Source organism: Pseudomonas sp. FG36 (genome assembly GCF_057809275.1).
Map to the genome: position 1 here is coordinate 288,162 of NZ_JBMDJQ010000002.1, position 26,181 is coordinate 314,342.

Here is a 26,181-nt window from a genome sequence, read left to right on the forward strand (position 1 = left end):
TACAGGACGTCATCATGGCTGTTTCCAAGGACAATCCCCTGGCGCTTTGCCGCACCTTCCTTTTCATTCCCGGCGCCGACCAGGCCGCCTTGCTCGATGCATTGAACGGCGACGGCGACGTGCTGGTGCAGGAGCTGGAGGACTTCACCCCGCCTGAACGACGCGCCGAGGCGCGCCAGATCGCCGCGGGCGTCATGCAGCACTGGCGTGAATGCGGGCGCATTACCTCGGTGCGCATCAACCCGTTCGAGACCTGCGGCCTGGAAGACCTCGAGGCGGTGATGGCGGCGCGCCCGCAAGTGGTGATGATGTCCAAGGTCGAGTCGCGCGAGCAGATGGCCCTACTGGACTGGCACATCACCCGCCTGGAAGGCCAGTACGGCATCACTCCGGGGTCGACCCTGATCGTGCCGAACATCGAAACGGCCCTGGGCGTGGTTCGGGCTATCGAGATCGCCCATGCCACCCCGCGCATCAAGGCGATGCTGGTGGCCACCGAGGACATGGTCGCCGATCTGGGTGCCGGTCGCAGCCGCGCCGGCACCGAGCTGTTCTACCCGCGTTCGCGCTTTTTGCTCGAGTGCGCGGCGGCGGGGGTGCTGGCGATCGACTCGCCCTATACCTTCGCCGACGACGAAGGTGCCGAGGCGGACATGCAATTCGCCCGTTCCATCGGCTACCAGGCCAAGGGCGTGGTCAACCCGGCGCATGTCGCCGTGGCCAATCGCTACCTGACCCCGACAGCCGCCGAGGCCGAGCTGGCGCAGCGCCAGATCGACGCCTTCGAGCACGCTACCCGCTCGGGCAGCGTGCGCGCCGAGGTCGATGGCCTGGTGGTGGAAGTGCCTAGCTACCTGCAATCGCGTCGGCTGCTCGAGCGCTACCGGCAGCTGCTGCAGGTCCAGGCGTCACGCGGCGCCCAGGTGTGAATGGGTGACGACACCGTTGGCCAGGTAACCGGCCTGGGTGAAGCTGCTGTGCGGACTGGCGCACAGCAGCCCGGTCACCGAACAGCAGATTGCGTCCTCGATGCCGGCCTGGCTGATCTGCGGCGCGTCCAGGGTGTAAGCCTTGACCATCGACATGATCATCTGCGCAGTCAGCCAGGCGGCTGATTGCAGGTTGCCTTGGGTCAGACGCCAGCGTTGCAGCAGGCATTCCATCGAATGGGTAATACGTACCTGGTGCTCGCTGCTGCCAATGCTGAGGAAGGCGAAGTCCTTGTTCAACATGCGGTGCAGCTCGGGCTCTTGCAGGTGCAGTTGCAGCAGGCCACGCACCAGCAGGGTGATGTGGCTTGGCAGGTCGGCCACATCCTGGCGTCCGGCGACCTCGAGGATGATCTGGTTCACCGCCTGGGCGTGGCGCTCGTAAAGGGCGGCGATCAACGCGTCCTTGTTGGGGAAATACTGGTAGACCGAACCGACACTGACGCCGGCGCGTTCCGCGACCAGGTTGGTGTTGGTTCCCGCATAGCCGTGCTTGACCACCACCGTGGCGGTGGTCTTCAGGATGGTCTCGACCATCATCCTGGAACGGGCTTGCGTGGGGACTTTGCGAGGAAGTTGAGCGTGTTTCACGAATGACTCCAGAGTTTACCTGTATGCATTTGTGAGAAAGACTGCCAGCCAGACCTTGGGGCTCCGATCCTGGAGGTTTCTCCCTGATTGCTTTTGAGCCGGCAGTGTTTCTCCCCCGCAAAATGGGCCCCGCAGGGCAAATTTCAGCGGGAGATGACACTAATGTCTGGTGTGGCCGTTCAAATGCGATAGGGATTCTTGGCCTTGGCGCAACATTGGAAAATGCTCTGGTGTGCACTTTATAGTTAGCGATAGGGTCAGCTATCGATCGCTCAAACCCCGTAAAACCGGGAAGATCAAAGCGTTACGTCGAGGCCGAAACGCTTCATCAAGACTTTTTGCAGCATGCCGCCGGGCAGCCAGCGGGCCATCCAGGGCAGCGCACGGCTGCCGTTACCCAGGCGTAACAGGTGTGGCACGCGATTGCGTTGCAGCGCCTTGAGCACTTGGCGGGCAAAATCCGTGGCCGGTGTCGGTCGATTCTGCGAGGCGCGAGCGCGGGCGCGGATGCCTTCGCGCAGGGGCCACCAGGGTGAGTCCTCGGCAATCAACAGCTCGGCCTCGCGCCCGGCGTTGCTGGCGAACTGCGAGGCGATCGCCCCCGGCTGGACCTCCATGACGCGGATGCCGAACGGCGCCAGCTCCAGGCGCAGCGCATCGCTCAGGGCATGCACCGCGGCCTTGGAGGCGCAATAAGCCCCGGCGAAGGGGGTGACCAGCACGCCCGAGACACTGCCGATGTTCACCACCACGCCGCGGTTGTGGCGCAGTAAGGTAAACAATGCACGGGTGACAGCCACCGGGGCGAATACGTTGGTTTCGAATTGCCGGCGCAGGGCGTCGGCGCCGCCGTCGAGCAACGGGCCCATGGCCCCGTAGCCGGCGTTGTTGATCAGGATATCCAGGCGTTCCAGTTCGTTGGCCAGACGGGCGAGGCCGTGGGCGTCGTTGACGTCCAGTTGCCGGGCATGGAAGCCGGCGGCGGCCAGGCGTTCGACATCCTCAGGCTTGCGGGCGGTGGCCCAGACTTCATGACCGGCCTCGTGGAAGGCGTCGGCCAGGGCGCGGCCGATGCCGCTGGAACAACCGGTGATGAGGACGGTGGGCATGGAGAGGGCCTGTGGTCTGGAGGTTTTGATAGCGCCTGTCCTGGCCTCTTCGCGGGTAAACCCGCGAAGAGGCCAGCAAAGACAAAACGTTAGTTGGCGAATGTACCTTGCAGATGCTCGGCACGAAACTCCAGGGTCTGCGGCCGATACCCCGAGCGCAGCGGCGGCACCGGCAGGCAGTCGCTCCACTCGACGCCCGGCTGCAATTCGCCGGGACCGCGATAGCGGGGCGCTGCGTAGGTATTCTCGGCAAGGTTCACGGTATCGCCGGGGGCATAGGCGGCCACGCGCCAGCGCAGCTCGGTCAGCGGCGCCTTGTTGCCGTTCTTCATGCGCACCTGCAGGGCGCGGTCGGCGGGGCACTGGTCGGGGGCATAGCTCAGGCGAATGTCGAGGCGGGCCAGCTGCGAGGCCTCGCGGGTGTCCTGCCACACCACCCACAGCGCCACCAGCCCGAGGCCACACACGGCCGCCAGGGAAATCGGCAAGGCCTTGGCCGGGTAACGCAGCAGCAGGACCAGCCAGGTGAGGATGAGCAGGGCGCCGATGATCATGGTGGGGCAGGCCTTGGTGGCGGGTGTTTGATCATCTTGGAGCGCCAAGCTGCAAGCTGCAAGCCACAAGAAAAAGCGGGAGCGCGACGAATCGAGCCTTTCGATTCACCGCGCCCCCGCTTTTTCTTGCAGCTTGCAGCTTGCAGCTTGCAGCTTGCAGCTGTTACTGCGCGATGGTCTTCACCGAAACCCCACGCTCCACCGGCGTGGAAGTTCGCCCATACACATCCTCGAAGCGCTCGATATCATCCTCGCCCAGGTAGCTGCCGGACTGCACCTCGATGATCTCCAGCGGGATCTTGCCCGGGTTGCGCAGGCGGTGCACCGAGGCGATGGGGATGTAGGTGGACTGGTTCTCGGTCAGCAGGAACACGTTCTCGTCGCAGGTCACCTCGGCGGTGCCGGATACCACGATCCAGTGCTCGGCGCGGTGGTGGTGCATCTGCAGCGACAGGCTGGCGCCCGGCTTGACGGTGATGTGCTTGACCTGGAAGCGCCCGCCCATGTCCACCGAGTCGTACGAGCCCCACGGGCGGTAGACCTCCAGGTGGTTCTGGGTCTCGGTCCGGCCTTGGGCGTCGAGGGTGTTGACCAGCTGCTTGACGCCTTGGACCTTGTCCTTGTGGGCGATCATCATGGCGTCCTTGGTCTCGACCACCACGATGTTCTCAAGGCCAATCACCGACACCAGCTTGCCATTGCCATGGATCATGCAGTTGTGGCTGTCCTGCACCACCACGTCGCCCTTGGTGACGTTGCCGTTGTCGTCCTTCTCGTGCACGTCCCACAGCGACGACCAGCAGCCCACGTCGCTCCAGCCGGCCGACAGCGGCACCACGCAGGCGCGCTGGGTCTTCTCCATCACCGCGTAGTCGATGGAGTTGTCCGGGCAGCAGGCGAAGGTGGCTTCGTCGATGCTCAGCACATCGGCCTCTTCGTCGCTGCGCTCCAGGGCCAACAGGCAGGTGTCGTAGATGTCCGGATCGTGCTTTTTCAGCTCTTCCAGGAAACGGCTGGCGCGGAACAGGAACATGCCGCTGTTCCAGAAATAGCCGCCGGCGCGGACGAACTCGTTGGCGCGTTTCTCGTCGGGTTTCTCGACGAACTGCGCGACCCGTGCCACGCCCTCGGGCAGCAGCGAATCCTGGCTGGAACGGATGTAGCCGTAGCCAGTCTCGGGCTTGGTCGCCGGCACCCCGAACAGCACCATCTCGCCGCGCTCGGCGGCCACGGTGGCCAGGGCCAGGGCGCGCTGCAGGGCCTTCTGGTCCTCGATCACGTGGTCGGCCGGGAGCACCAGCATCAGCTCGTCACGGCCTTCGTTGACCAGCTTCATCGCCGTCATGGCCACCGCCGGCGCGGTGTTGCGGCCGAACGGCTCCATGAGGATGGCCTGGGTTTCCAGCTTCAGCGCGCCCAGCTGCTCCTGGACGATGAACTTGTGGTCCTTGTTGCAGACCACGATGGGGGTGTCCATGCCATCGAACACCAGGCGTTCGATGGTCTGCTGGAACAGGGTGTGTTCGCCGGTCAGGGCCAGGAACTGCTTGGGGAACTGCTTGCGCGACAGAGGCCACAGACGCGAACCGCTACCACCAGAAAGAATTACCGGGATCATCATGTTTCTCCAATAGTCGTTTAGAGGCAGGGGGATCAGTTGCTAGCCACGGGGCGAGTTACCCACACCGGCGACAGGCTGTTGCCGGAACCGGTGACATACAGCACGGCCGCTTCGCCGCGCTCCAGGGCGACGGGCTTGACGTCGCCGACTTTCTTGTCGCCTGCATACAGGGCAAGGTTGACCTTGACCGGGTTGATTTCACGTTCGCCACGGCCCTTGGCGGCCACCGGCTTGACCACTTCGGTCTTGCCGTCGGCGGTCTTCAGGGTCAGTTGCTGGTCGCTGAGGTTCTGCACCCGCACCAGGGCTTTCTGCTTGTTCTTGAACGGTGGTTCTTCGATCAGCTGCGGGTTGCCGCCGTTGTTGTTGACCAGGGTGTAGTACTTGTCGGCGGCCAGCTTGACCGGCACGCTCTTGCCGCCGACCTGGGCGGTGTAGTCGCCGCCGGGCAGGAAGCTGAAGTCGCTGCTGGCCTGGGCGCCGACCTGCTTGATCTGGGTGTTGCCGACGCTGGCGGCGGTGGGGCTGCTGGCGGCGTTGTACAGGCGCACGAAGGTCGAGCCCTTCGGCGCGCTCGGGCCATAGAGGGCGGCATCGGCGCCGGCGAAGGCCTGCATCGAGGCCAGGGACAGGCCGGCGGCGAGGGTGAGGGCTTTGGCAATGGAAGTCTTGGTGGTCATGTGCGTGTTCCTCTCTATCTTCAGTGGTCCGTCCGGTTGGACGACAGGGCCAGGTTTTCTTCGGATTTGCGGGAGTTCTTCAGCTGCGCGATCCACTGCGGATCGAAGGCGCTGAGGTCGTTCTTCATGGGCAGATACCGTTCAGGGAATTCCCACACCACGACTTGTGGCGGGGCATTTTTGAAAGCGTCGCTTTGCAGGTACTTGAGCATCGGCAGCAACGGCCCGTGGCCGTCTTCGGCGTAGTTGGCGACGTCGCTGCGCAGGGCCTGCTGCAGGGCGCCGAGGAAGTTCCAGTGCGGGTTGGCGCTGTAGCTGGTGCCCACCAGCGCCACCGGGATGCGGCTGTCGTCGAACAGCGCGTCGCCACCCTCGGCGCCCTCGGCCTGCACCGGGTGGGTCTTGCGTTGTTGCAGGGTGTCGGGGGTGGGCAGCAGGTTGCTGAACAGCGGATCCAGCGGCAGGAAGTTGGTCAGGTCGCCCTTGTACGGCGCGCTGGCGCCGGCCTCGGTGATGTACGCCTGTGGCTCGCCGGTGAGCAGTTGCTGGCGGTCGACGGCTTCGGCCAGCGATTGCGCGACCACTTCGGCGCCCATCGGCGTCCAGTGGGTGTCGGTGCGCAGGAACACCTGGCCGCGGGCCTTGGCCTGCTCCAGCGGCGCCAGCAGGTCGGGGGCGAACACATTGGCCTGGCGCGCCTGGGCGTGGAACTGGTTGAACAGGTCGTCGTGCAGGCTGGCTGGCGTCTCTTTGCCGATGTACTCGGAATAGAGGCGGGCCTTGGCCGGGACGATCGCCAGCACCAGTTGCACGCCCTGGCGTTGCAGTGTGTCACGCACCCCGCGCACCAGTGCCAGGTTGTCCTGCATCTGTTGCTGCGCGCCGGCGGTGGGGTTGAATTCCTCGTCGGTGAACAGCCACTGGTCGCGGCCCAGCACCACGCCGGGGCGGCCTTCGTTGAACAGCTTGAAGTCCAGCGCGGCCCACAGGTTGGTGCCGACGCGCTTGATCGGGAATTGCTCGTCGTAGTGGGTTTCGGCGGCCTTGGCCAGCTTGCCGTCGAGCAGGGTCATCTGCCCGGTGCGGTTGAAGCTTTCCAGCCCGCCGACCGACCATGCGCCCAGCCCGACCAGCAGGCCCATGAACGACAGCGAATAGGTGATGCGAAGTGTCCGGTTCATGATTCAGGCCTCAGAACTGGAAGTACAGGAACGGGGAGTAGCTCTGCGCCGAGAGCTTGAGCACCGAGGCGACGAACAGCAGCAGGACCAGGGCGCGGGTCATGATCCGCGTCCAGTCCAGCCCCACCGAGCCGTCGGCGTTGATTTGCACCGGCGTGGCCTTTGGCGTTGGCTTGGCATTGCGGTAGAAATCGCGCAGGCCGAAGAACGCCAGGCTCAGGTAGGCGACGACCAGCGTGGCCACCTGCAGGCCGGTGAGCTGGGCGCTGTTGATTTCCGACAGCTGCCAGTCGCCGAAGCTGAACATGGCGCCGTACATGCGCGCGGCCACGTGCAGGTTCTCGGCGCGGAAGATTACCCAGCCGACCACCACCAGCAGGAAGGTGAAGGCCCATTTCACTGGGTTGAAACGCTGCGGGTTGGTGTCCAGCCCGAGCGCGCGCTCGATGGCCAGCCACAGGCCGTGCCAGGCGCCCCAGATGATGTAGGTGAAGTTGGCGCCGTGCCACAGCCCGCCCAGCAGCATGGTCAGGAACAGGTTGCGGTAGGTGTTGAAGGTGCCTTTGCGGTTGCCGCCCAGGGTGATGTACAGGTAGTCGCGCAGCCAGGTCGACAGGCTGATGTGCCAGCGCCGCCAGAACTCGGTGATCGACTGGCTGATGTAGGGCTGCTTGAAGTTCTCCATGAAGCGGAAGCCCATCATCAGGCCCAGGCCGATGGCCATGTCGCTGTAGCCGGAGAAATCGAAGTACAGCTGCGCGGTGTAGGCCAGGGCGCCGAGCCAGGCATCACCGGTGGTGGGGTTCTGCAGGGCGAAGCAGTGGTCGGCGACCACCGCCAGGGTGTCGGCAATGAACACCTTCTTGATGAAGCCCTGCATGAAGCGGGTGCAGCCTTCAGAGAACTTGTCCAGGGTGTGGGTGCGGTTGTTGAACTGGTCGACCAGGTCCTTGAAGCGCAGCACGGGGCCGGCGATCAGGTGCGGGAAGATCGCCACGAAGGCCGCGAAGTCGATCAGGTTGCGGGTGGCCGGGGTGTCGCCGCGGTACACGTCGATGATGTAGCTGATCGACTCGAAGATGTAGAACGAGATGCCGATCGGCAGCAGCACATGGGTGAGGATGAATGGCTCCAGCCCCATCGAGGTCATGATCGCGTTGAGGCTGTCGACGCCGAAGTTGGCGTACTTGAAGTAGCCGAGGATGCACAGGTCGACGCCCACGCCGAGCAGCAGCCAGCGCTGCGCGGGCTTGGTGCGCACGCCGGCGGCGCCGACCTTCAGGCCGATCCAGTAGTTCCACAGGGTGACCCCGGCGAATAGGGCGAGGAAGTCCACCCGCCACCAGGCGTAGAAGATGTAGCTGGCAACCAGCAGCAGCAGGTTGCGATAGCGATTCCCGCTCACGTAGTACAAGCCGAGGAAAACCGGCAGGAACAGGAACAGGAACACGTTGGACGAGAAGACCATCCCGGTTCTCCTAGTTATGCACAGCACCTGGGGCACAGCGCCCCCCAAACCCCCCACGAAAATGCAGGCGGCACCTTGGTCCAGGTAGGAGCGGATTTATCCGCGATTGCGATCGTCATGGCAGAGGTTGTGGGCCTGCTGACGCCATCGCGGATGAATCCGCTCCTACAGGGATCGTGTTACTTCTTCGATTCCGCGCTCGGGTCATAGACCCGCGTCACATCGCCACCCAGCCGGAAGCTGTTGAACGGCTGCATGTCATGCTTGCGCTCGAGGGTGTCGCCGACGCACTGGTACAGCGCGCACCATGGCTCGAGCCAGGCGTACTTGCTGTCGATCTTCAGGTCCTTGAGGTCCTGCTTCACGCCGGCGCGGGTGTTGAAATGAACAGGGTCGCGGGCACCGGCCAGCACGCCTTCGCCAAGCCGTTGCAAGGCGAAGTTGTTTTCCTTGCGCAGGTCCACGCCGTTGGCCTGGGCAAAGCTGGCGATCATCGCCAGCGGCGGCAGGGCGTAGTTGTGGTAGGCCAGGGCGCGTTGCTTGCGCTTGACCTCGTTGGGCAGGAAGCCCTGCTCGTCGACCTGGTTGACGCCGACCTTGTATTCCTTCACCGCCCAGTCGAACAGCTCCTGCTGGTCGGTGGCGACGGCGGTGGCCATCACCGACCAGGCCGCCCAGTAGCTGTGGTTGTTGATCTTCTCCAGCGGCAGGTCGCTCCAGTCGCGCACGGTCTGGCGCGCCAGGCGCACAAACCATTTCTCGATCTGCTCGGCCTCGGCGCGGTGCGCCGCCAGTGGCTGCGAGTTGGAGAACTTCAGGCGCAGCCACGAGCCGCTCATGCTGCCCAGGGCCCATTTGCGCATGGACTTGCCGGTATGGTTGTAATCGGTGGACATCAACGCATCGGCGCGTGCCCAGGTGTCGAGCCAGGTCAGGGCGCAGTCCAGTTGCGCCGGGCGGCCATCGCGCATGTACTGGCCGACCATCTTGCTGACGCCTTTCTCGAGGGTGGTGATGTCCTCGGTGGATTTGCGGAAGGCTTTTTCCGAGGCGACATTGAGCGTCGCCCGGGCCTTGTCCGAACCTTCGTACTTGCTGCGGAACTGCAGCGCGCCGGTATAGGGCTTGGGCGCGGCTTCGCAGCGGAAATTGCCGTCGCCGGTCTTGAGCTTGTCGATGCCCTCGTAGTAACCCTGGGGCGGCACCAGCGCGGCCTGCGCCGCGCCGCCGAACAGGGCGAGGGCGAGCAGGGCGGGTGCGGTCTTGCTGCTTATGGTGGTCATGGTCGCCTCACTGGCCAGCTTGCGCGGTGTGCTGCGCGGGGCTGGCGAAGTTGTTGCGTTTGCAGAGTTTGGCTTCGACTTTCTGCGTACCGCTTTCTGGCCCTTGTACCTCCAGGGCGAGCAGGTTCTGGCCTGCCCAGTCTTCGTCCTCGCGCATCTGGAAGACGAAGCGCCCGTCGGTGTCGGAGGTTTCGGGCTTCTCGATCTTGATGTCCTCGTGGCGGCCGTTGAGGTACCACAGGGTGGCCTGCAGCACCTTCACCGAGCTGTCCTCGAACTTGATGTCGAGTTGGTGGTTGCGGTTGACCAGGTCCTTGATGACGCCGTTCTTGCCGTTGACCATCAGCTCGTTCTTGCCGGGCTTGAGGGTGGCGCTGGCGCTCATCTGTGCCGGGCGGTCGTCACAGCCGTCGTCGAGCAGGCCGAGGATCTGCCGCCAGATGGTTTCCTGGTCGAGGCGGTACAACGGCGAGAACTCCCACACCAGGATCTTCGGCGGGTTGTTCTGGAATTCCTCGCTGCCCAGGTACTGGATCATCGAGCCTTCCAGGCCGCCGCCGGGGAAGGCGACATTGAGTACATCGGCACCGATGTACTGCTCGAGGAAACCCGAGAAGTTGTAGTTCTTGCCGCTGTGGCTGGTGCCCACCAGGGTGATCTGCGCGTTGCCCGAATCGCCGAACAGGTCGTCGCCGCCGGCGGCGCCCTTAGGTTCGGTGGCGAACTGGTCCATGTACTGCACCGCATAGCTGGTGCCGCACAGCTGGCCGGCGACGTTGTGCAGGGTGCCGGTCTTGCCCATGCGCCCGGACTTTTTGGTCTCGAATTCCTTGCGCGGGATGCCTTCGAAGGCCGGCATCTTGTGCACGGTGTCGGCCACGATCTTCGCCGCGCGTTCGGCGCCATAGGGCGTCCAGTGCTGGTCGCCGCGGAAGTAGAAGTCCTTGCCCTGGTCGGCGGCGGCCAGTTGCTCGTTGGTCAGCGGCGACAGGTCGGGCACGTTGTAGCCCATTTTGCTGAAGCGCTGGAGCATGGCCTGGTAGTTGCGCAGGGCCTTCTGGTAGTCGAAGGCGGCCTTCTCTTCGGGGTTGAGCATGTTGCGGTTCACCAGGCCACGGGTCGGCTGGTACACCACCACCAGCTCGACGCCACGCTTCTTGAACGCGTCGTGTACCTGCTGCAGGCGCTTGTAGCCGCCCGGGGTGGTGTCGAACTCGGTGCGCAGGTCCTCACGGGTACGGAACAGCCAGTCGCCCTGGGCTTGCACCAGGGTGGTGAAGTTCTGCTGGTAGCGCGTGGTGTAGCGGCTGGCGTCGTGGGCCTCGGGGCACAGCTGGCAGCACGGTTCGGCGCTGAAGGTCGGTGCCTTGACGTCTTCGGCGCGCACGCCCTGGCTGATGGCCAGGAGGGCGGCGGACAGGCCCAGCAGTTTCATCAGGTGTGGAGTCATGGTCTGGGCTTCCTTAGTCGATCATTTCGGTCTGGCGTTCGACTGGGTCGATCAGCACGGCCTTCTGCTGGCGCACCAGCAGGTCGAGGATTTCGTCCTGGCGCTCGCCGAGCACGCCGTTGAAGCTGATGCCGTTGGCCTTGCGCGGCATCAGCATCGACACCTTGTACAGCTCCACCGACAGCGGCGAATCGATAGACAGCGGGCCTGAACCGTTGGCCGCCAGCTCGCCGCCGACCACGATCAGCGACACCTTGGTATCGAACGGGTCGAGGGCGATGTCGCGGTCGGTGTCGGACAGGTCCTTGATGTGGCCGTACACGCCCACCAGGCCGTTGGCCATGGCGACATTCTCGTACAGGCGGATGTTCACGCTGTTGCGCACGCGGATGCCGTGGCGGCGGTTGTTGATCAGCTTGTTGCCCCAGATCAGGTTGTCGCCGCTCTCGTACAAGGTGATGCCGTCGGTATGGTTGCGGTAGATCTCGTTGTAGGCGATCAGGTTGTTGACGCTGTTACGGTCGATCACCACGCCCGAGAGCTTGTTGTCGTAGCTCTTGTTGTTGATGATCCAGCTGTCGTTGACCTCACGGGAGACGATGATCCCGTGCTTCTTCTTGGTGCCGTATACGGTGTTGCCGGCGATGATCAGGCGGTGCGAACGGTCGTGGGGGTCGATGCCGTAGACGATGTTGTCGCGGTAGGTGCTGTCCTTGACCACGAAGTCGCTGGTTTCGTAGCAGTAGAAGCCGTACCACATGTCGCTGAACTCGGAGCCGATGATCCAGCCGGTGGGCTCCGGGCGACCCATCTGCTTGGCCATGTTCGGCGTGTACTGCGAGATGCTCACGCCATAGGACTTGGATTTGGCGTAGCCGAAGCTGGCCATCTTGCTGTTGACGATGTAGGTCTCGGTGCCGCCCCAACTGAGCAGGAACGGGCGGAATTCGTCGGGTTTGCGGAAGGTCGCCGGGCCATTGGCCTGCTCGCGCCATCCGGTGACCCGGGTGTCGCTGACGAACAGCTTGCCGTCGTTGACGATGAACGAACCGCCTTCCTCGGACAGGCGCAGTTCCTTGACCTTGCCGTCGATCTCCAGCACGCCCTTGCGCCCGACCACGATCGGCAGGCGCGCCAGGTACACGCCCGGTGCGGTTTCACGCAGGTACTGGCTGGGGACCTTCTTGCTCAGCTCCACCAGGTCGACATGGCCGTCATCGACGAAGATCGCCTGGGGGATGCCGTGCTGGCGGCGGACCCATTCGGCGCCCTTGTTGTCGCCGCCGATGAACTCCTTGAGGGTGTCCTCCTGGAGCATGCGGCGCACGCTGACCTTGCCCTTGTGCTGGCGGTCGATCTTCTGCTGCACGGCCTGGGCGGTGTAGCCGGACAGGTCGGGCAGCTTGGGCGGGTCCATCTTCAGCGGCTCGATCGGCGCGCTGGAGACGGTATAGGTCTTGGCCTGTTGCAGCCCTTTGGCCATCTCGGGCTCGGCAGCCTGGGCAAGGCCGCCGGCCAGCAGCAGGGCGCTGGCGAGCAGGCTGTGGCGAAGGTTCGGGTGCAGGTTCATGGCTATCCTCTCCCGGCCTCAGTAGCGCCAGATCACGTCGACGAAGGCGCGGTGCATGTACGAGTCGGCCTCTTTGCCATAGGCGTCGCCCGGCTTGAACACACCGGCACGCAGGCGCACCAGGGCCGACGGTTCGTCGATCGACTGGCTGATCGAGGCAGGCAGCAGGCCCTGCTTGAAGTACTTGGTCACGACCACGTCCATTTCCTGGCCGAGGTCTTTCTCGCCCTGCACCAGCGGGCGGCTGATGCCGCCGTCGTCGACCACCGCGTTGATGCCGCTGGAGCCGATGTTCTGCTTGCCGTCGACGCGCCAGAACTTGTGGTAGATGAAGCTGGCGTCGTAGTCGTCGCGCAGCTGCCAGGAGGCGAACAGGGTGGCCGCCTGCAGGTTGCCCAGCTCGCCGCGGAAGGCTTCGCCGAAGCGGTGCACGCGCGAGCGGGTGCCGGTGAAGTTGGAGCGGTTGCTCTCAAGGCCGGTCTGCTCGAAATTGTTCGAGCCATCGCTGCCACCGCCGCCGCTGCCGCGGGCGTAGGCCGCGCCGACTTGCCACTGCGGGTCGAGGCGCAGGCGGATGCCGAGGTCGGTGGCCCAGGCGTTGACGTCGCCGCTCTGCTTGCCGGTGGCGACCTGGTCGTTGCCGACCGCCTGGCTGCTGAGGGTGTCGCGGTCGCCGGTCAGCCAGGTGACGCTGCCCCAGTAGTTGACGGTGTGGTCGTTGCGCCAGTTGTAGGCGTCGCTGTTGGCTTCCAGGCCCAGCCAGGTGAGGTCGCCGGTGCGGGTCTTGTCGAGGGCGTCGACGGTTTCGCCGGGGCTCTTCAGGCTGCCGCCGTCATGGCTGTGGTGGGCACGCAGGCCAACCCAGTGGCCGGGTGTCCATTGCGTGGCGACGTTGCCGTAGACATGAGTGCGGTCCTTGTCTTCGGGGGCCAGCTCGGTGAGGTCGGTGCGGTATTCGCTGAAGCGCTGGGCAACGCCAAGGTCGGCCTTGAGCAGGGTGGTGTCGAAGGTCCAGTTCAGCGCCTCGATGTTGGTGTCGCGCCACATGCCGTCGTCGCTGCGCAGGCGCTGGCGGCCGAAGCGCAGCTGCTCGCCGGGGTAAGGGGTCAGGCCGCTGTAGCCGATCCAGAATTCGCGCATGGCCAGGTAGCTCTTGTCCGGCTTGCGGCTGTCGTCGCCGTTGTCGCTGGTGGTGCCGTCGTCGTTCTGGCGCAGGGTGTCGGTTTCGATGATGTCGGTGGCGGCCACCGCCTGGCCCATGGCGAAGGCGCTCCAGTTGCCGCGCTCGCCGTACACCCAGGGGCGCAGGTCAAGGCCGAGGCCGTTGACGTCGCCGCCGGAGCGGGTGCCCAGGTCGCGGTCGTCCTCGGACTGGCCGGTGATCTTCACATCGAGGCCGAAGTTCTTCTGCGCGGTTTCCGCCGCCAGGGTCGGCATCGACCACAGCAGGGCGAAGCCCAGGCCGATGCCGGCTTTCACGAAGGGGTTGAGCGTCATAGCGAATCCTCGGCGTCTACTTCTTCTTTCTCGTCCTGCAGCGCTTCGATGGCCAGGGTGCTGTTGGCGCCCTGGGCCATGCTGCCGCGCGCCTGCTTTTCCTGCGCCAGCAGTTGCTGGGCCTGGTTGCGCTGGTCGGGCGTGAGCTGCTGGTCGAGCTGTTGCAGCAGCTCGCTCGACTGTGGGGTCGGGTTGACCTGGGAGAGTTGCGCGAACACCCAGGCATTGGTCGGCGCCGGGCGGATGCCGTGGCCTTCGCTGAACAGCTGGGCCAGGGCGTAGTCGGCGCTGTTCTGGCCACCACGGGCGGCGGCCAGCAGGTGGTCGACGGCCTTTTGCGGCTCGACCTGGCCCAGGTAGCCACGGCGGTACAGCTGGCCGAGGTAGTAGTCGGCGCTGACTTCGCCGGCGTCGGCGGCAGCCTGCAGGTGCTCCTGGGCCTTCTGCGCGTCGGCGGGCACGGTCTTGCCTTCGTAGTAGAGCCGGCCCAGCAGCAGTTCGGCGCGGGGCTGTTCTGCCTCGCGGCCCTTGTCGATATAGGCCATCAGCTGGTCGGTGTCGCCCAGTTCGGGGAAGTCGTAGAGCAGCTGCGCCAGGCTCACCCAGGATGCCGGGTTGGCCGGTGCGACCTGCTCGAGCAGGTCCTTGGCGGTCTTCTCGTCGGTCTGGCCGAGGCTGCGGTCGGCCAGCACGCGGGCGACGCTGTCGACCCGGGTGGCCGGCACGGCGCCGCGGGCATGAGCAGCCTTGAGCTGCTCGAGCAGGGCGGCCTGCTGGTCGGGCTGGGCGCGTTTCTGGTAGACGGTGGCCAGTTCCACGTAGCAGATGTCGGTAGTGGCCAGCGCGGCCTTGCAGATCTTCTCCACCTCGCCCAGGTTCTGGTCGTAGGTGCCCTGGGTGCGGTACAGCAGCACCTGGGCCAGGCCGGCTTCGGGGTTGCCGGCGGCGCGCCACTGGTCGATCTGCCGCTGGGCGTTGACCTTGGGGAAGCTCTGCGGGTACTGCAGGTAGAGCATCGCCAGCGGGATCAGGGTATTCGTCTCACCTTGTTGCGCCGCGAGCTTGAGCAGGGTCTCGGCCTCCTCGCGCTCGGCCTGGGTGCTGTCGGGCTTGGCCACCAGCAGGCGACCGAGGCGCGCCTGGGCACGGGGCGAGGTGGTGGCGGCGGCGCGGTAGGTGGCTTCGGCTTGCTTGAGCTTGGCCGGGTCGCGGGTGCCGACCTGGATGTCCGCGAGGCCGACCTGGGCGTCGCTGTAGCCAAGGTCGGCGAGGGCCTTGTAGTTGCGCTCGGCGGTGGCGGTGTCGCCGCGCTTGAGTGCTTCGTTGGCCAGGCGCTGGTCGGGCAGGCCGGCGCAGCCGGCCAGGGTGATGGCGGCGGCCAGGGCGCATGCCCCCAGGCGCAAGCTGTCCCTGTGGGAGCCGGGGTGTCTGCTGGTCATCGGCATGATCCTCTTACAGCCCGCGGGCCACGGCCTTGTCGATCAGCCAGTTCAGCGACGGGCCACGGTCGCTGTTGACCGAGGCCGGGCGGCCGGCGAGTTCGGCCGGCAGGCCGCCGTCGGGCTTGATCTGCACGCGGATGTCGGAGGCCAGGTTGTCGGTGTCCAGGCTCGAGCTGCCGGTGATCCGGCCGCTGCGCACTTCATCCTCGCCGGCGATCTGGAAGTTGACCCGGGTGCCCGGCTTCACTTCATCGAACTGGCGATAGCTGAAGCGCGCCTCGATGGTCGGGGTGCTGGTACGCGGGATCAGCGCGAACACCGGCTGGCCCTTGCTGGCGTACTGGCCGTCATCCACCAGCTGGCGCGAGACCACACAGTCGCACGGGCTGGTGAGGGTGCCGGAGAGTTGCTTGCCGAACAGCTCCTCGACCTTGGCCGGCTCCAGTTGCGAGTCGTCCAGGTGGCCTTTGAGCAGGTCGAGCATGCTGGTGTTGAAGGTTGCCAGTGGCGCGCCCTTGGCCACGCTCGCGCCGTTTTCCACCAGGCTCTGCACGCTGCCGTCGCGGGGCATGGTGACGTTGGTGGTGGGCACCGCGACCACGCCGGCTTCGGCATGGCTGACGAAGTACAGGCCATAGAGCGACTTGGCGACGAAGCCGAACGCCACCAGACCGACCACGAACACCCCGGCGGTAACGGTGACCGCGCGCAGGCGGCCGAAGGCGGACAGGCCCGAGCCCCCGTCCTTCTGCTTGCGCGCCTTGGTGAAGTTGTCGCGCTGCAGGGTGCTGAGCACGTCGCCGACGCTGATCAGCTCGCCGGACAGGTGGCTGGTGATGATATGGCGCAGGGTGGCGATGTCGCGCGGCTCCAGGTTCTGGAACTCGGTGCCGGTGCGGCCGGTGTCGCGGCTGCTGGTGCGTACCAGCAACTCGACGTCCATCGACAGGCCGAGGTTGTCGACCACGAACTGCAGGCGGCCGCGCAGCACTTCGCCTTCGGCCAGGGGCTTCTTGGCATGGAAGGACAGGCCCCCGGCGGACAGGTCGTCAACCTTCACCTCGTGCGGCTCGCGGTTGCCATCCAGGTAGCGCAGCTTGGCGGGAATGCGCACCCGGGCATGCTGGCGCTGCGCTTCGGATTCATGCACGACGTTGACGTTCACGGCGGTATTCATGGCGATATTCGTTCCTGTTATCCGATCCGGGGGCTCACACGACCATGAACAGCACGGCGACGAAGATGCTCGCGGCCGAGAAGGTCATGGTCCGCGAGGACCAGGTGTTGAACCATTGTTGAAAACTTGCGAGGTCGCGCTTGAGGGCAGTGGGCTGGCGGGTCCAGGACTGCTTGTCGAGGCGGAAGAACACGTAGATCTTCATCACCGCGCCGACGATCTGGTTGTAATAGAGAATCAGCGGGTAGGCGGGGCCTACGTTGTGGCCCGAGCACAGCAGCATGATGGTGAGGATCAGGCGGGTGATGCCGATCCACAGCAGGTACACCAGCAGGAACTGCAGGCCGAACTTGAAGCTGGCGATCACCGCCACGGTCAGGCCCAGCAGGCTGGTCCACATCGACACGCGCTGGTCGAGCAGGACGATGCTGGTGAACAGCCCCAGGCGCTTGAGGCCCAGGCCCAGGGCGCGGGAGTTCTGCCGCAGGTTGTTGCCGTACCAGCGGTACATCAGCTTGCGGCTGGCCTTGACGAAGCTTTTCTCCGGCGGGTGCTCCACCGTGTTGATCGCCGCGTCAGGCACGTAGAAGGTGTCGTAGCCCAGGCGCATCAGGCTGAACCAGCTGGACTTGTCGTCGCCGGTGAGGAACTTGAAGCGGCCCAGGCGCCAGTGCATCAGCGAGTCGCTTTCGACGTCGGCGATGAACTCGGGGTTGGTCACCACGCTGGCGCGGAACATCGACATGCGCCCGGTCATGGTCAGCACGCGCTTGCTCAGGGCCATCGAGCACATGTTGATGTGGCGCTGGGCGAAGCGCAGCTTGTGCCACTCGCTCATGATGTAGCCGCCGCGCACTTCGCAGAACTCGTTGGTGGTCAGGCCGCCGACGTTGGGGTAGAGCTTGAACCACGGCACGGTCTTGCGCACCACGCCTTCGGCCAGCACGGTGTCGCCGTCGATCACCGCGACCACGGCGTTCTCGTCCGGGAGCATCCGCGAGATGGCGCGGAAACCATAGGCCAGGCCGTCGCGCTTGCCGGTGCCGGCGATGCGCACGATGTCCAGGGTGACGTGTCCGGGCGGGTTGTACCTGGCCCACAGGCTCTTGACCAGCAACTCGTCGGACTTCTCCACCAGCGAGCAGACCACCGTGGTGGGGAAGCCACAGTCGATCGCCTCGCGGATCACCGAGCTATACACCTGGGCGGTGGTCAGCGCATCGATGCGGAAGCTGGTGACCATCAGGTACACATGCGACGGGTCGGCGGCCTTGCCGAGCTTCTGCACCTTGCGGCGCAGGTACGGGTAGACCAGGTAGAGGAAGATCATGCCGCGGATGAAATGGGTGGCGCCCATGGAGTAGCGCCAGATGCCGACAGCGCCGACCAGGAAGATGAAGTGCTTCGACTGCGAATCGAAGATATCGCTGGGCAGGGCCAGGGCGATCAGCATGAGCAGGCTCATGTAGAGCAGCCAGCCGGCGCACTGCAACAGCACTGTCTGGAACCTTTGCATGTTCGGCATCCGTCGAGAATTCGGGGTGGGAAGGGCGGCGCGCTGGGGAGGGACGCGCCGCCCGACCGGGTTTACCAGCAGATGCCTTCGGTGCGGCTGGTGTTGCAGGTTGGCTTGCTCATGAAACCGACCAGGTCGATCACTTGCTTGCCGGCCGGAGCCTGCTGGGCCAGGGCACGGAATTTCTCGTCACGGTTGCCCAGCACGATGATGTCGGCGTCGTTCACCACCTGCTCGAAGTTGGCGTTGAGCAAGGAGGACACATGCGGAATCTTCGATTCGATGTATTCCTTGTTGGCGCCGTGCACCCGGGCGTACTCGACGTTCTGGTCGTAGATGTCCAGCTGGTAGCCCTTGCCGATCAGGCGCTCGGCCAGCTCCACCAACGGGCTCTCGCGCAGGTCGTCGGTACCGGCCTTGAACGAAAGACCCAGCAGGGCGACCCTGCGTTTGTCGTGGCTCTCGATGATGTCGAAGGCGTTCTGCACCTGGGATTCGTTGCTGCGCATCAGCGAGTCGAGCAGCGGCGCCTTCACGTCCAGGCTTGAGGCGCGGTAGGTGAGGGCGCGCACGTCCTTGGGCAGGCACGAGCCACCGAAGGCGAAGCCGGGGCGCATGTAGTACTGCGACAGGTTGAGCACCTTGTCCTGGCAGACCACGTCCATCACGTCGCGGCCATCGACGCCGACCGCCTTGGCGATGTTGCCGATCTCGTTGGCGAAGGTGACCTTGGTCGCGTGCCAGACGTTGCAGGTGTACTTGATCATCTCGGCCACTTCGATCGGCTTGCGGATCACCGGGGCATCGAGTTCTTCGTACAGGGCTTGCAGGACGTCGCCGCTAGCGCTGTCCAGTTCGCCGATGACGGTCATCGGTGGGTGGTCGTAGTCCTTGATCGCAGTGCTTTCGCGCAGGAACTCGGGGTTGACCGCCACGCCGAAATCGACACCGGCCTTCTTGCCCGAGCAGTCTTCGAGGATCGGGATCACCACGTTCTTGACGGTACCCGGCAGCACGGTGCTGCGCACCACGATGGTGTGACGGCGGGTGGTGTCGCGCAGCACGTAGCCGATCTCGCGGCATACCGACTCGATGTACTCCAGGCCCAGGTCGCCGTTCTTCTTGCTCGGCGTGCCGACGCAGATCATCGACACGTCGCTGGCGCGGATGGCTTCGGCAAAGTCGGTGGTGCCGCGCAGACGGCCATTGGCGATGCCTTGCTGCAGCAACTCTTCCAGGCCCGGTTCGACGATGGGCGACTTGCCCTGGTTGATCAGGTCGATCTTGGTGCTGGACACGTCCACCCCAATCACGTCATGGCCTCGTGCCGACAGGCAACCGGCACAGACTGCACCCACATAACCCAAACCAAAGATGCTGATACGCATCGCATTCACCTCGTGTGTTTATCACGCCAGCCCTTCAGCGAAGAGCCGGCCGGGTTGATTGACCAGCAGTTTTCGGGCGCACGGTTCCATGGCGAATTGACACTTCACCGAACGCAGGCATGAATAAATCCGGAGCGCAAAAAGTTATGCACTCAAAGTTGGCAGTCAAAGGCCAATTTTTAAAAGGCGTGCCCTGAAATGCAGCCGTCTTTATTGCAAGTCGCTGTTCGCGAAATGCTGTGCTTGTTCTTTCAAGTGGATAAATCCTTTGAAATCAACCACTAGGACGAATTTTAGGGGCGCTTGTCTCCTGCATGGATTATGGCTTCAGGCACTTCCTGTACCGCCGTTGAAGTTTTCGAGCCGATTTTGAATGGCGGCCCTTTGTCATCTGTAAGTCATTTCTCACGTTCAGCGCTTGAAACTCGTTACGGGTGCTATGAGCCATTGGGCGTAGTAGAAGTTCCTGGGGTGGTTGCGCCACGGTGAAAGATTTCTAAATATTTTTTCAGAGGGAAATACTTTCAATCTGATAGCACGGCGCAGTTTCGTCCCCGTATATAAAGGGCGAAAACGCAGCGGGATGGTTATATGCCAGCATGCGAAAATATTTTTCAAAAATCGTCAAAAAACTACGAACGGTCTTATGGCGTTTTGCGATAAGGATGTGACTGAAGATTTATTGGCGCTGGAAATTTGGCTGATGGCGTTTTGCAGCGTGCCCCGTTGCAGGGCTGATGGGCTCATCGCGGGCTTGCCCCGCGATGAGCTGCAAAGCGGCGCTGAAAAATCAGCCCTCAGCGTGATCGCGCAGGAATACCAGGTGATCGGGTTTGGACTGTTCGGCGCTGTAGTAGTAGCCCTGCGCATCGAAGCGCTTGAGCTGCTCCGGGTCGTTGACCCGCTCCTGGATCACGAAGCGGCTCATCATCCCACGGGCTTTCTTGGCATAGAAACTGATGATCTTGTACTGGCCGTTCTTCAGGTCCTTGAAGTCGACGTCGATCACCCGTGCCTTCAGGGCGCTTTTCTTCACCGCGCTGAAGTACTCGTTGCTGGCCAGGTTCAGCAGCACGTCGTCGCCCTGGTCGGCCAGGGCCTGGTTCAGCCACTCGCTGATGCGCGTGCCCCAGAAGGCGTACAGGTCCTTGCCGCGGGCGTTGGCCAGCTTTGTGCCCATTTCCAGGCGGTAGGGCTGCATCAGGTCCAGCGGACGCAGCAGGCCGTACAGGCCCGAGAGCATGCGCAGGTGATCCTGGGCATAGCTGAAATCGTCCTCGCCCAGGCTTTCGGCATTGAGCCCGGTGTAGACGTCGCCCTTGAACGCCAGCAGCGCCTGCTTGGCGTTGGCCGGGGTGAAATCCGGGGTCCAGCTGCCGAAACGCGCGGCATTGAGGCCGGCGAGCTTGTCGGAGAGGTGCATCAGCTCGGCGATTTGCGCCGGCGACAGCTCGCGCAGTTGCACGATCAGCTCCTGGGAATCGTCCAGGTACTGGGGCAGGGTATGGCGTTGGGTCACCGGCGGGGTGTCGTAGTCGAGGGTCTTGGCGGGGGAAATCACCGTCAGCATCGGGTCGGCTCCTGGAATCGTCGGGCGAATTCTACGGGGCTGCCGGCGCAACGCCAAACTATGGCGACGATAGTTACTGAACATCGCCACAGGCAACGCTTGGCTGTCGCGTTATAGTGCGCGGCATGCCTTCAAGGAGAATGCACATCGTGCGTATCGCGTTTGCCCTGTTCGCCGGGCTGTTGAGCCTGGGTGCCCAGGCGGCCCCGGCGGATTTCGTCAGTTTCGACCGTGAGCGCTGGCCGGAGCAGCTGAACAGCCCGGCGCTGTTCGACGTGGCGTCGCGGGCGGAGATCCTGTCGTTTGCCCGGGTGCTGCACGAAAGCGAGATGCTCGACGAGCCGGCGCTGAAGGCCCGGCTGGGCCTGCGCCAGATCAACCTGACCGTGGTGCGGGCAGTGCGGGCGCGCTTGTGGCAGCGCCTGTGGACCAGCTATCAGCAGGCGCAGCGCAGTTGCGAACAGGACGCCTCGTTCTGCTACCCGGTGGAATCGATGTCCGATTTGCGTACACAGGCCGCCGTGTTCGCCGAAGATGTCGGCTCGTTCTATGCCGAGTGGGTCGAGCCCAGTCATCAGTTCCATACCCGTTACCTGGATGAGCAACTGCGCAAGGCTGCGCTGTTTCCGCAGACCACCAGCGAGGTGGCCAAGCTCTCCGATCGTGAACGCAATGGCGAGGAACTCAATGACCGGATGTTCCTGCTGACCTTCGTCAGTGGCCCCGCCCCCCAGGGCGGTAGCACCGATGCGCTGGCTGACTACCTGCGCCGGCAGAAGCTCGACGGGATTTTCTTCGTGCTTGGCAATCGCCTGCAGCAACGGCGCGATGCCGGCCCGCTGGGCGAGCTGTATGCCGGCCAGTGCGTGGGTATCCAGGGCTGGGAATACCGCTCCCATGCCCAGTGGCAGGATTGGCAGGACTCACTGCGGCGCAGCCAGGCGCGGGTGCAGGCCGACCTGGCCGGGCAGTATGTACCGCTGTTCCGTCCGCCCTATGGCCAGCGCCGCGCCGATGGCGAAGCGTTCCTGGACAGCCAGCAACTGCGGGTTTCACTGTGGGACATCGACGCTCAGGATGACGGCCCGCTGTCCGCCGAGGCCTCGGCGCAGCGGGTGCTGACGCTGATGCTGTTGTGGCGCAAGGGGGTTATCCAGTTCCGTGACGGCTTGCCCAAGGCCCAGTCGGCGCTGGAGTGGCTGTTGCAGCACACGGCCCAGAGCGGGATCGGCTGGGAAGGGTGTCGGGAGTACGCACGGCTGGAGTAAGCAGGGGGCGGGGCCTCAAGGCACGCTGGCCGGACACTGCGCCTCACGCTGCATCGACTCCAGATTGCGCTCGATGGTCTCGCAGATCGTGTCCATCGGGATCTGATGCTCGCTGATGCGGAACGGGCTCTGCAGGTCCGTGCCGATCCGTTCGATCGCCAGCAGCATGAAGCCCACCACCGTCGAAGCCAGCGGCGTGAACCAGCCCAGCGATTCCACCAGCCCCACCGGCACGATCAGGCAGAACAGCGTGATGAACAGCCGTGGGAAGTACACATAAGGGTAGGGCAGCGGCGTGTTGGCGATCCGCTCCATCCCGCCCTGGGCGTTGGACAGGTCCACCAGCGTCGACTCCAGGCGCGCCAGGCGGATGCTGTCCAGCCGCCCGGCCTGGTATTCCTGGGCCAGCAGTGCCGCCGAACCGCTGAGGATGTCATTGGCGAAGTTGTTGGAGCGATTGCGCCGTTCGAACTCGCCGGGCGGTATGAAGGCCATCAGCTCGTCCGGGCATTTCTCGTTCTTGAGGTGGGCGGCCAGGCAGTTCACATAGGCGATATGCCGGCGCAGCAAGGTCGCCTTCACCGGGTTCGGCCCGTCAGCCGGGTCGTCGACCAGCGTCAGCACCTGCCGGGCGAAACTGCGTGAACTGTTCACCAACGCTCCCCACAAGGTGCGCGCCTCCCACCAGCGGTTGTAGGCACTGCTGTTGCGAAAGCTCACCAGCACCACCAGCGCCGAGCCCAGCAGGGTGAGCGGGATCAGCGGCAGGCTGAACTTGCTGTTGAAGAACAGCATGAAGTCGATGGTGACCAGCACGTCCCAGATCAGCAGCCAGAACAGCGACCAGCCGATATAGCCGAAGGTCTTGACCACCAGGCGGTACTTGCGGGCGAGGAGGGCTTTCACGTTGGGGGCCTCGAAGCGGGGGATGCAGGTTCCGACGTCGCGAGAGGGGTTAAGGTTCGCTGGGATTCGTCGCAGGGTGTAACGTGGTTTTTCTGGTCAGCGTTTAAGAAGAGGCCTACATCAAGCGCGAAAGTCCCTTGCGGCGATGGTTTAGCCTCTTGACTCATTCACTTTGAGGAAGTCGAGCAGGACCAATGAACTGACGTCATTCAAGATTGCGGATCTACTGGATTCAGAGGCAGCGATTCAGGAGGTCGGTATTGCCATCTTGACTGTCTGATCAGTACACATCCCGGCGATAGCGCCCATCCTCGATCAGTTGCTGCACTGCCGCTTCACCCAGAATGCCCTGCAACGCCGCATCCACCCCGGCCGCCATCCCTTGCAAGCTACCGCAGACATACACGCAAGCACCGTCATCGACCCAGCGCTTGAACTCGGCGGCCTGTTGCAACAGCACGTCCTGTACGTAGATCTTCTCCGCCTGGTCCCGTGAGAAGGCCAGGTCCAGCCGTTGCAGGTCGCCGCTTGCCACCCAGCCTTGCAGTTCCTCACCGCACAGCAGGTCGTGCGCCCGGTTGCGCTCACCGAACAGCAGCCAGTTGCGCTGCTCGCCCGCCGCGATGCGCGCCTTGAGCAGGCTGCGCAGGCCAGCCAGGCCGGTGCCGTTGCCGATCAGCACCAGAGGGGCCGATCCGCCGGGCAGGTGGAAGCTGCTGTTGCGACGCAGGCGTGCGCTGACGTTGCCATCGAGTGGCAGATACTCGGTCAGCCAGCCGGAACCCAGGCCCAGGCTGCCATCGGCGTGGCGCTCCTGGCGCACGATCAGCTCCAGCGCGCCGTCGCTGGCGATGGATGCAATCGAGTACTCGCGGGCGGCCAGCGGGATCAGGGCATCGACCAGCGCCTGTGCATGCAGGCCCACCAGGTGTTCGCGGCCGACCGGCAACTGGCGGCTGGCCAGGGCCTGCGCCAGGCTTTCCTGCAGGCCGTCGAGCTGCACCGGGCAGCGAGGGTCGAGGCCCAGGCCTGCCAGGAAGGCATCGACACGGGGCTGGCCATTGCGCGGGAGGATCTCGATCAGGTCGCCGGCTTCCCAGGTCGCGGGCATTTGCGCCTGCAGGCCCAGCAGGTAGACCGGCGCGCCCTGGCTGCCCGGGTTGAGCAGTTCACGGCGCAGCAGACGCCAGTTGCCGAAGCTCGGCGGCTGCCAGGCGGCGACGGGACGGGCGCCGGTCAGTTGCGTCAGTTCCTGTTGCCACAGCGCAAGCGCGGCGGGGTCGGCATTGTCCACTTCCACCGGGCTGAAGGCGCAGGTGGCGCCGCGCTCGCCGAGCCAGGCCTGGAGGCGGCGGGCGAAGCCGCAGAAGTGCGGGTACTGGCGGTCACCCAGGGCGAGCAAGGCGTAGTCCAGGTGCTCCAGCGCCCATGGCTGGCCGAGTACCTTGCGTTCGAAGCCGCGGGCGCTGTCCGGGGCTTCGCCGTCGCCGAAGGTGCTGACCACGAACAGTGCGCGGTTTGCATTGCGTAATTGGGCTTCGCCCAGCTCGGCCAGCGGACGGACCTGCACCGGCAAGCCGGCAGCCTGCAGCTGGCCGGCGCTCTGCCAGGCCAGTTGCTCGGCGAAACCGCTCTGGCTGGCGAAACCGATCAGCCAGCTGTCGCCGGCGTTGACCTGATCACCCACCGCGCCACGCGCGGCGCGTACCTGGCGTTTCTTGCGGCGGCGATCGAGGTACAGCAACCAGCCGGTGACGAAGAACAGCGGCATGGTCAGGCTGGCGAGGGTGACGATGATGCGCCCCGGCAGGCCGAAGTACTCGCCGACGTGCAGGGCATAGACGCTTTGCAGCAGTTGCGCCTTGAACGACTTGTCGGCGTAGCGTTCGTGACGCTTGACCTGGCCGTTGGCCGGGTCGAGGGTGAGGGTGTTGAAGGCCCGCTCGTGCTCGGCGCCCCGCAACAGGTAGAACAGCGTCGCGGGCTGGCCGCCGGCCGGCGGCAGGCGCAGGTTGTAGGTGGCCAGGTCCGGGCCTGCGGCTGCCTTGAGGTTGGCCCAAATGGCGTCATAGTCCACCACCCGTGGCGGGGCGTTCTTGTCCACTTTGGGCGGGCCATGACGACCGCCACGGCCTTCGCCGCGTTTCTGCTCGCCCGCCGCGGGCTGGTCGGCCAGCAGGCGGTTGAGGCCCTCGCGGTACCACTCGTAGGACCAGAACAGCCCGGTCAGGGCGAACAGCAGATAGAACAACAGGCACCAGGTGCCGAACACCGCATGCAGGTCCCAGTTGAAGGCGCGGCCTTTCTTTGCCCAGTCGAGGGTCAGCCAGGTCCGCCAGTTCAGGGCCTTGCGCGGCCAGCGCAGGTACAGCCCGGAGAGGCAGAAGAAGATCAGCATCAGGGTGCAGGCGCCGGTGATCTGCCGGCCGGTGTCGCCCATGGCCAGGAAACGGTGCAGGTTGAGCATGAGGTTGAAGAAGCCAAGGCCTGCGACTTCACCCTTGAGCTCGCCGGTGTACGGATCGGCGTAGCGCAGCGCGCCACGGCGCTCGCCGGGAGCCGGGGTGAAGAAGATCCGCGCCGCGTTGCCGTCGCGGGTATCGACCCAGAGCATGGAGACCTGGTCGCCTTGCGCGGCCTCGACTCGACGCACCAGCTCGGCCGGCGGCAGCACGCCTTCCTGGCGTACCTCGACCTTGAGCACCTCGGCGTTGAACGCGCTCAGCAGTTCTTCCTGGAATGACCAGATCGCGCCGGTGATGCCCATCAGCGCCAGCACCAGGCCGGCGGTGATGCCAAAGAACCAGTGCAATTGGAACAGCGTCTTCTTCACCACATCGATCACCTTGTCTTGCCGCCAGCAACTGCGCGGCGTGCATTATGCCTTGATACGCAAAAGCCCCGTTCAATCGATTGAACGG

The 26,181-nt window shown here is 64.6% G+C and carries 20 protein-coding genes; 2 read left to right on the forward strand and 18 right to left on the reverse strand.

The genetic code is table 11. From position 1 onward, the window contains the following. The first annotated feature begins 14 nt into the window (after positions 1 to 14). Complete coding sequence (locus tag ACODS9_RS03495; RefSeq protein WP_401106710.1) at positions 15 to 929, forward strand: HpcH/HpaI aldolase/citrate lyase family protein; 915 nt, start codon at positions 15 to 17, stop codon at positions 927 to 929. Here ACODS9_RS03495 and ACODS9_RS03500 read toward each other — a convergent pair. The 16 genes from ACODS9_RS03500 to yaaA all read right to left on the reverse strand — a co-directional run bounded on the left by ACODS9_RS03500 (position 909) and on the right by yaaA (position 21,086). Further along, complete coding sequence (locus tag ACODS9_RS03500) at positions 909 to 1,580, reverse strand: TetR/AcrR family transcriptional regulator (protein ID WP_401106713.1); 672 nt, start codon at positions 1,578 to 1,580, stop codon at positions 909 to 911. The genes ACODS9_RS03495 and ACODS9_RS03500 overlap by 21 nt on opposite strands. 296 nt (positions 1,581 to 1,876) lie before the next feature. Next, positions 1,877 to 2,689, reverse strand: coding sequence for an SDR family oxidoreductase (locus ACODS9_RS03505; protein WP_401106716.1), 813 nt, complete (start codon positions 2,687 to 2,689; stop codon positions 1,877 to 1,879). A gap of 89 nt (positions 2,690 to 2,778) precedes the next feature. Next, positions 2,779 to 3,243: a multidrug transporter gene (locus tag ACODS9_RS03510; protein ID WP_489093235.1), complete on the reverse strand. Its 465-nt coding sequence runs from the start codon at positions 3,241 to 3,243 to the stop codon at positions 2,779 to 2,781. A 163-nt stretch (positions 3,244 to 3,406) separates the two neighbouring features. Further along, a complete protein-coding gene (locus ACODS9_RS03515; RefSeq protein ID WP_489093254.1) occupies positions 3,407 to 4,861 on the reverse strand; it encodes a mannose-1-phosphate guanylyltransferase/mannose-6-phosphate isomerase in 1,455 nt (484 codons plus the stop codon). Between the two features lie 35 nt (positions 4,862 to 4,896). Next, positions 4,897 to 5,544, reverse strand: coding sequence for an alginate O-acetyltransferase AlgF (locus tag ACODS9_RS03520; protein ID WP_217868414.1), 648 nt, complete (start codon positions 5,542 to 5,544; stop codon positions 4,897 to 4,899). Between the two features lie 20 nt (positions 5,545 to 5,564). Then, positions 5,565 to 6,725, reverse strand: coding sequence for an alginate O-acetyltransferase (locus ACODS9_RS03525; protein ID WP_046854230.1), 1,161 nt, complete (start codon positions 6,723 to 6,725; stop codon positions 5,565 to 5,567). Between the two features lie 10 nt (positions 6,726 to 6,735). Next, the gene (locus ACODS9_RS03530; protein WP_102682099.1) at positions 6,736 to 8,193 is read right to left on the reverse strand and encodes an MBOAT family O-acyltransferase; all 1,458 of its coding nucleotides are present in this window, start codon (positions 8,191 to 8,193) and stop codon (positions 6,736 to 6,738) included. A gap of 179 nt (positions 8,194 to 8,372) precedes the next feature. Beyond that, positions 8,373 to 9,476: a mannuronate-specific alginate lyase gene (locus ACODS9_RS03535; RefSeq protein WP_046854232.1), complete on the reverse strand. Its 1,104-nt coding sequence runs from the start codon at positions 9,474 to 9,476 to the stop codon at positions 8,373 to 8,375. Positions 9,477 to 9,483: 7 nt separating this feature from the next. Beyond that, on the reverse strand, positions 9,484 to 10,926 hold the full coding sequence (locus ACODS9_RS03540) for an alginate O-acetyltransferase (RefSeq protein ID WP_217868418.1): 1,443 nt from the start codon (positions 10,924 to 10,926) through the stop codon (positions 9,484 to 9,486). 13 nt (positions 10,927 to 10,939) lie between these two features. Continuing rightward, the gene (algG, locus tag ACODS9_RS03545; protein WP_401106728.1) at positions 10,940 to 12,496 is read right to left on the reverse strand and encodes a mannuronan 5-epimerase AlgG; all 1,557 of its coding nucleotides are present in this window, start codon (positions 12,494 to 12,496) and stop codon (positions 10,940 to 10,942) included. Between the two features lie 18 nt (positions 12,497 to 12,514). Beyond that, on the reverse strand, positions 12,515 to 13,993 hold the full coding sequence (locus ACODS9_RS03550) for an alginate export family protein (protein ID WP_198743594.1): 1,479 nt from the start codon (positions 13,991 to 13,993) through the stop codon (positions 12,515 to 12,517). Then, complete coding sequence (algK, locus tag ACODS9_RS03555; protein ID WP_489093236.1) at positions 13,990 to 15,432, reverse strand: alginate biosynthesis TPR repeat lipoprotein AlgK; 1,443 nt, start codon at positions 15,430 to 15,432, stop codon at positions 13,990 to 13,992. The genes ACODS9_RS03550 and algK overlap by 4 nt, the downstream gene beginning before the upstream one ends. Before the next feature lie 13 nt (positions 15,433 to 15,445). Next, positions 15,446 to 16,612, reverse strand: coding sequence for an alginate biosynthesis protein Alg44 (locus ACODS9_RS03560; protein ID WP_046854236.1), 1,167 nt, complete (start codon positions 16,610 to 16,612; stop codon positions 15,446 to 15,448). Between the two features lie 34 nt (positions 16,613 to 16,646). Next, positions 16,647 to 18,128 (reverse strand): glycosyltransferase family 2 protein, encoded by a 1,482-nt coding sequence (locus ACODS9_RS03565; protein ID WP_401106737.1) that lies wholly within the window; start codon positions 18,126 to 18,128, stop codon positions 16,647 to 16,649. 71 nt (positions 18,129 to 18,199) lie between these two features. Then, positions 18,200 to 19,516, reverse strand: coding sequence for a nucleotide sugar dehydrogenase (locus ACODS9_RS03570; protein WP_401106740.1), 1,317 nt, complete (start codon positions 19,514 to 19,516; stop codon positions 18,200 to 18,202). 790 nt (positions 19,517 to 20,306) lie between these two features. Next, positions 20,307 to 21,086: a peroxide stress protein YaaA gene (yaaA, locus tag ACODS9_RS03575; protein ID WP_401106743.1), complete on the reverse strand. Its 780-nt coding sequence runs from the start codon at positions 21,084 to 21,086 to the stop codon at positions 20,307 to 20,309. A gap of 149 nt (positions 21,087 to 21,235) precedes the next feature. On the opposite strand from yaaA, the gene ACODS9_RS03580 reads away from it, so the two are divergent. Next, positions 21,236 to 22,354: a polysaccharide deacetylase family protein gene (locus ACODS9_RS03580; protein ID WP_401106745.1), complete on the forward strand. Its 1,119-nt coding sequence runs from the start codon at positions 21,236 to 21,238 to the stop codon at positions 22,352 to 22,354. 15 nt (positions 22,355 to 22,369) lie between these two features. On the opposite strand, the gene ACODS9_RS03585 is transcribed toward ACODS9_RS03580, so the two are convergent. Both ACODS9_RS03585 and ACODS9_RS03590 read right to left on the reverse strand, forming a co-directional pair. Further along, positions 22,370 to 23,260, reverse strand: a complete 891-nt coding sequence (locus ACODS9_RS03585; RefSeq protein WP_489093237.1) for a bestrophin family protein — start codon at positions 23,258 to 23,260, stop codon at positions 22,370 to 22,372. Between the two features lie 280 nt (positions 23,261 to 23,540). Continuing rightward, on the reverse strand, positions 23,541 to 26,096 hold the full coding sequence (locus ACODS9_RS03590; RefSeq protein WP_489093238.1) for a PepSY domain-containing protein: 2,556 nt from the start codon (positions 26,094 to 26,096) through the stop codon (positions 23,541 to 23,543). Positions 26,097 to 26,181: the final 85 nt, after the last annotated feature.

Excerpts from the sequence above, each read along its gene's own strand:
- ACODS9_RS03530 (WP_102682099.1), bottom strand. The coding sequence starts at position 8,193 with ATGGTCTTCTCGTCCAACGTGTTCCTGTTCCTGTTCCTGCCGGTTTTC.
- ACODS9_RS03525 (WP_046854230.1), bottom strand. The coding sequence starts at position 6,725 with ATGAACCGGACACTTCGCATCACCTATTCGCTGTCGTTCATGGGCCTG.
- ACODS9_RS03510 (WP_489093235.1), bottom strand. The coding sequence starts at position 3,243 with ATGATCATCGGCGCCCTGCTCATCCTCACCTGGCTGGTCCTGCTGCTG.
- ACODS9_RS03535 (WP_046854232.1), bottom strand. The coding sequence starts at position 9,476 with ATGACCACCATAAGCAGCAAGACCGCACCCGCCCTGCTCGCCCTCGCC.
- yaaA (WP_401106743.1), bottom strand. The coding sequence starts at position 21,086 with ATGCTGACGGTGATTTCCCCCGCCAAGACCCTCGACTACGACACCCCG.
- algG (WP_401106728.1), bottom strand. The coding sequence starts at position 12,496 with ATGAACCTGCACCCGAACCTTCGCCACAGCCTGCTCGCCAGCGCCCTG.
- ACODS9_RS03520 (WP_217868414.1), bottom strand. The coding sequence starts at position 5,544 with ATGACCACCAAGACTTCCATTGCCAAAGCCCTCACCCTCGCCGCCGGC.
- ACODS9_RS03565 (WP_401106737.1), bottom strand. The coding sequence starts at position 18,128 with ATGCAAAGGTTCCAGACAGTGCTGTTGCAGTGCGCCGGCTGGCTGCTC.
- ACODS9_RS03540 (WP_217868418.1), bottom strand. The coding sequence starts at position 10,926 with ATGACTCCACACCTGATGAAACTGCTGGGCCTGTCCGCCGCCCTCCTG.
- ACODS9_RS03515 (WP_489093254.1), bottom strand. The coding sequence starts at position 4,861 with ATGATCCCGGTAATTCTTTCTGGTGGTAGCGGTTCGCGTCTGTGGCCT.
- ACODS9_RS03550 (WP_198743594.1), bottom strand. The coding sequence starts at position 13,993 with ATGACGCTCAACCCCTTCGTGAAAGCCGGCATCGGCCTGGGCTTCGCC.
- ACODS9_RS03495 (WP_401106710.1), top strand. The coding sequence starts at position 15 with ATGGCTGTTTCCAAGGACAATCCCCTGGCGCTTTGCCGCACCTTCCTT.
- ACODS9_RS03570 (WP_401106740.1), bottom strand. The coding sequence starts at position 19,516 with ATGCGTATCAGCATCTTTGGTTTGGGTTATGTGGGTGCAGTCTGTGCC.
- algK (WP_489093236.1), bottom strand. The coding sequence starts at position 15,432 with ATGACCAGCAGACACCCCGGCTCCCACAGGGACAGCTTGCGCCTGGGG.
- ACODS9_RS03505 (WP_401106716.1), bottom strand. The coding sequence starts at position 2,689 with ATGCCCACCGTCCTCATCACCGGTTGTTCCAGCGGCATCGGCCGCGCC.
- ACODS9_RS03560 (WP_046854236.1), bottom strand. The coding sequence starts at position 16,612 with ATGAATACCGCCGTGAACGTCAACGTCGTGCATGAATCCGAAGCGCAG.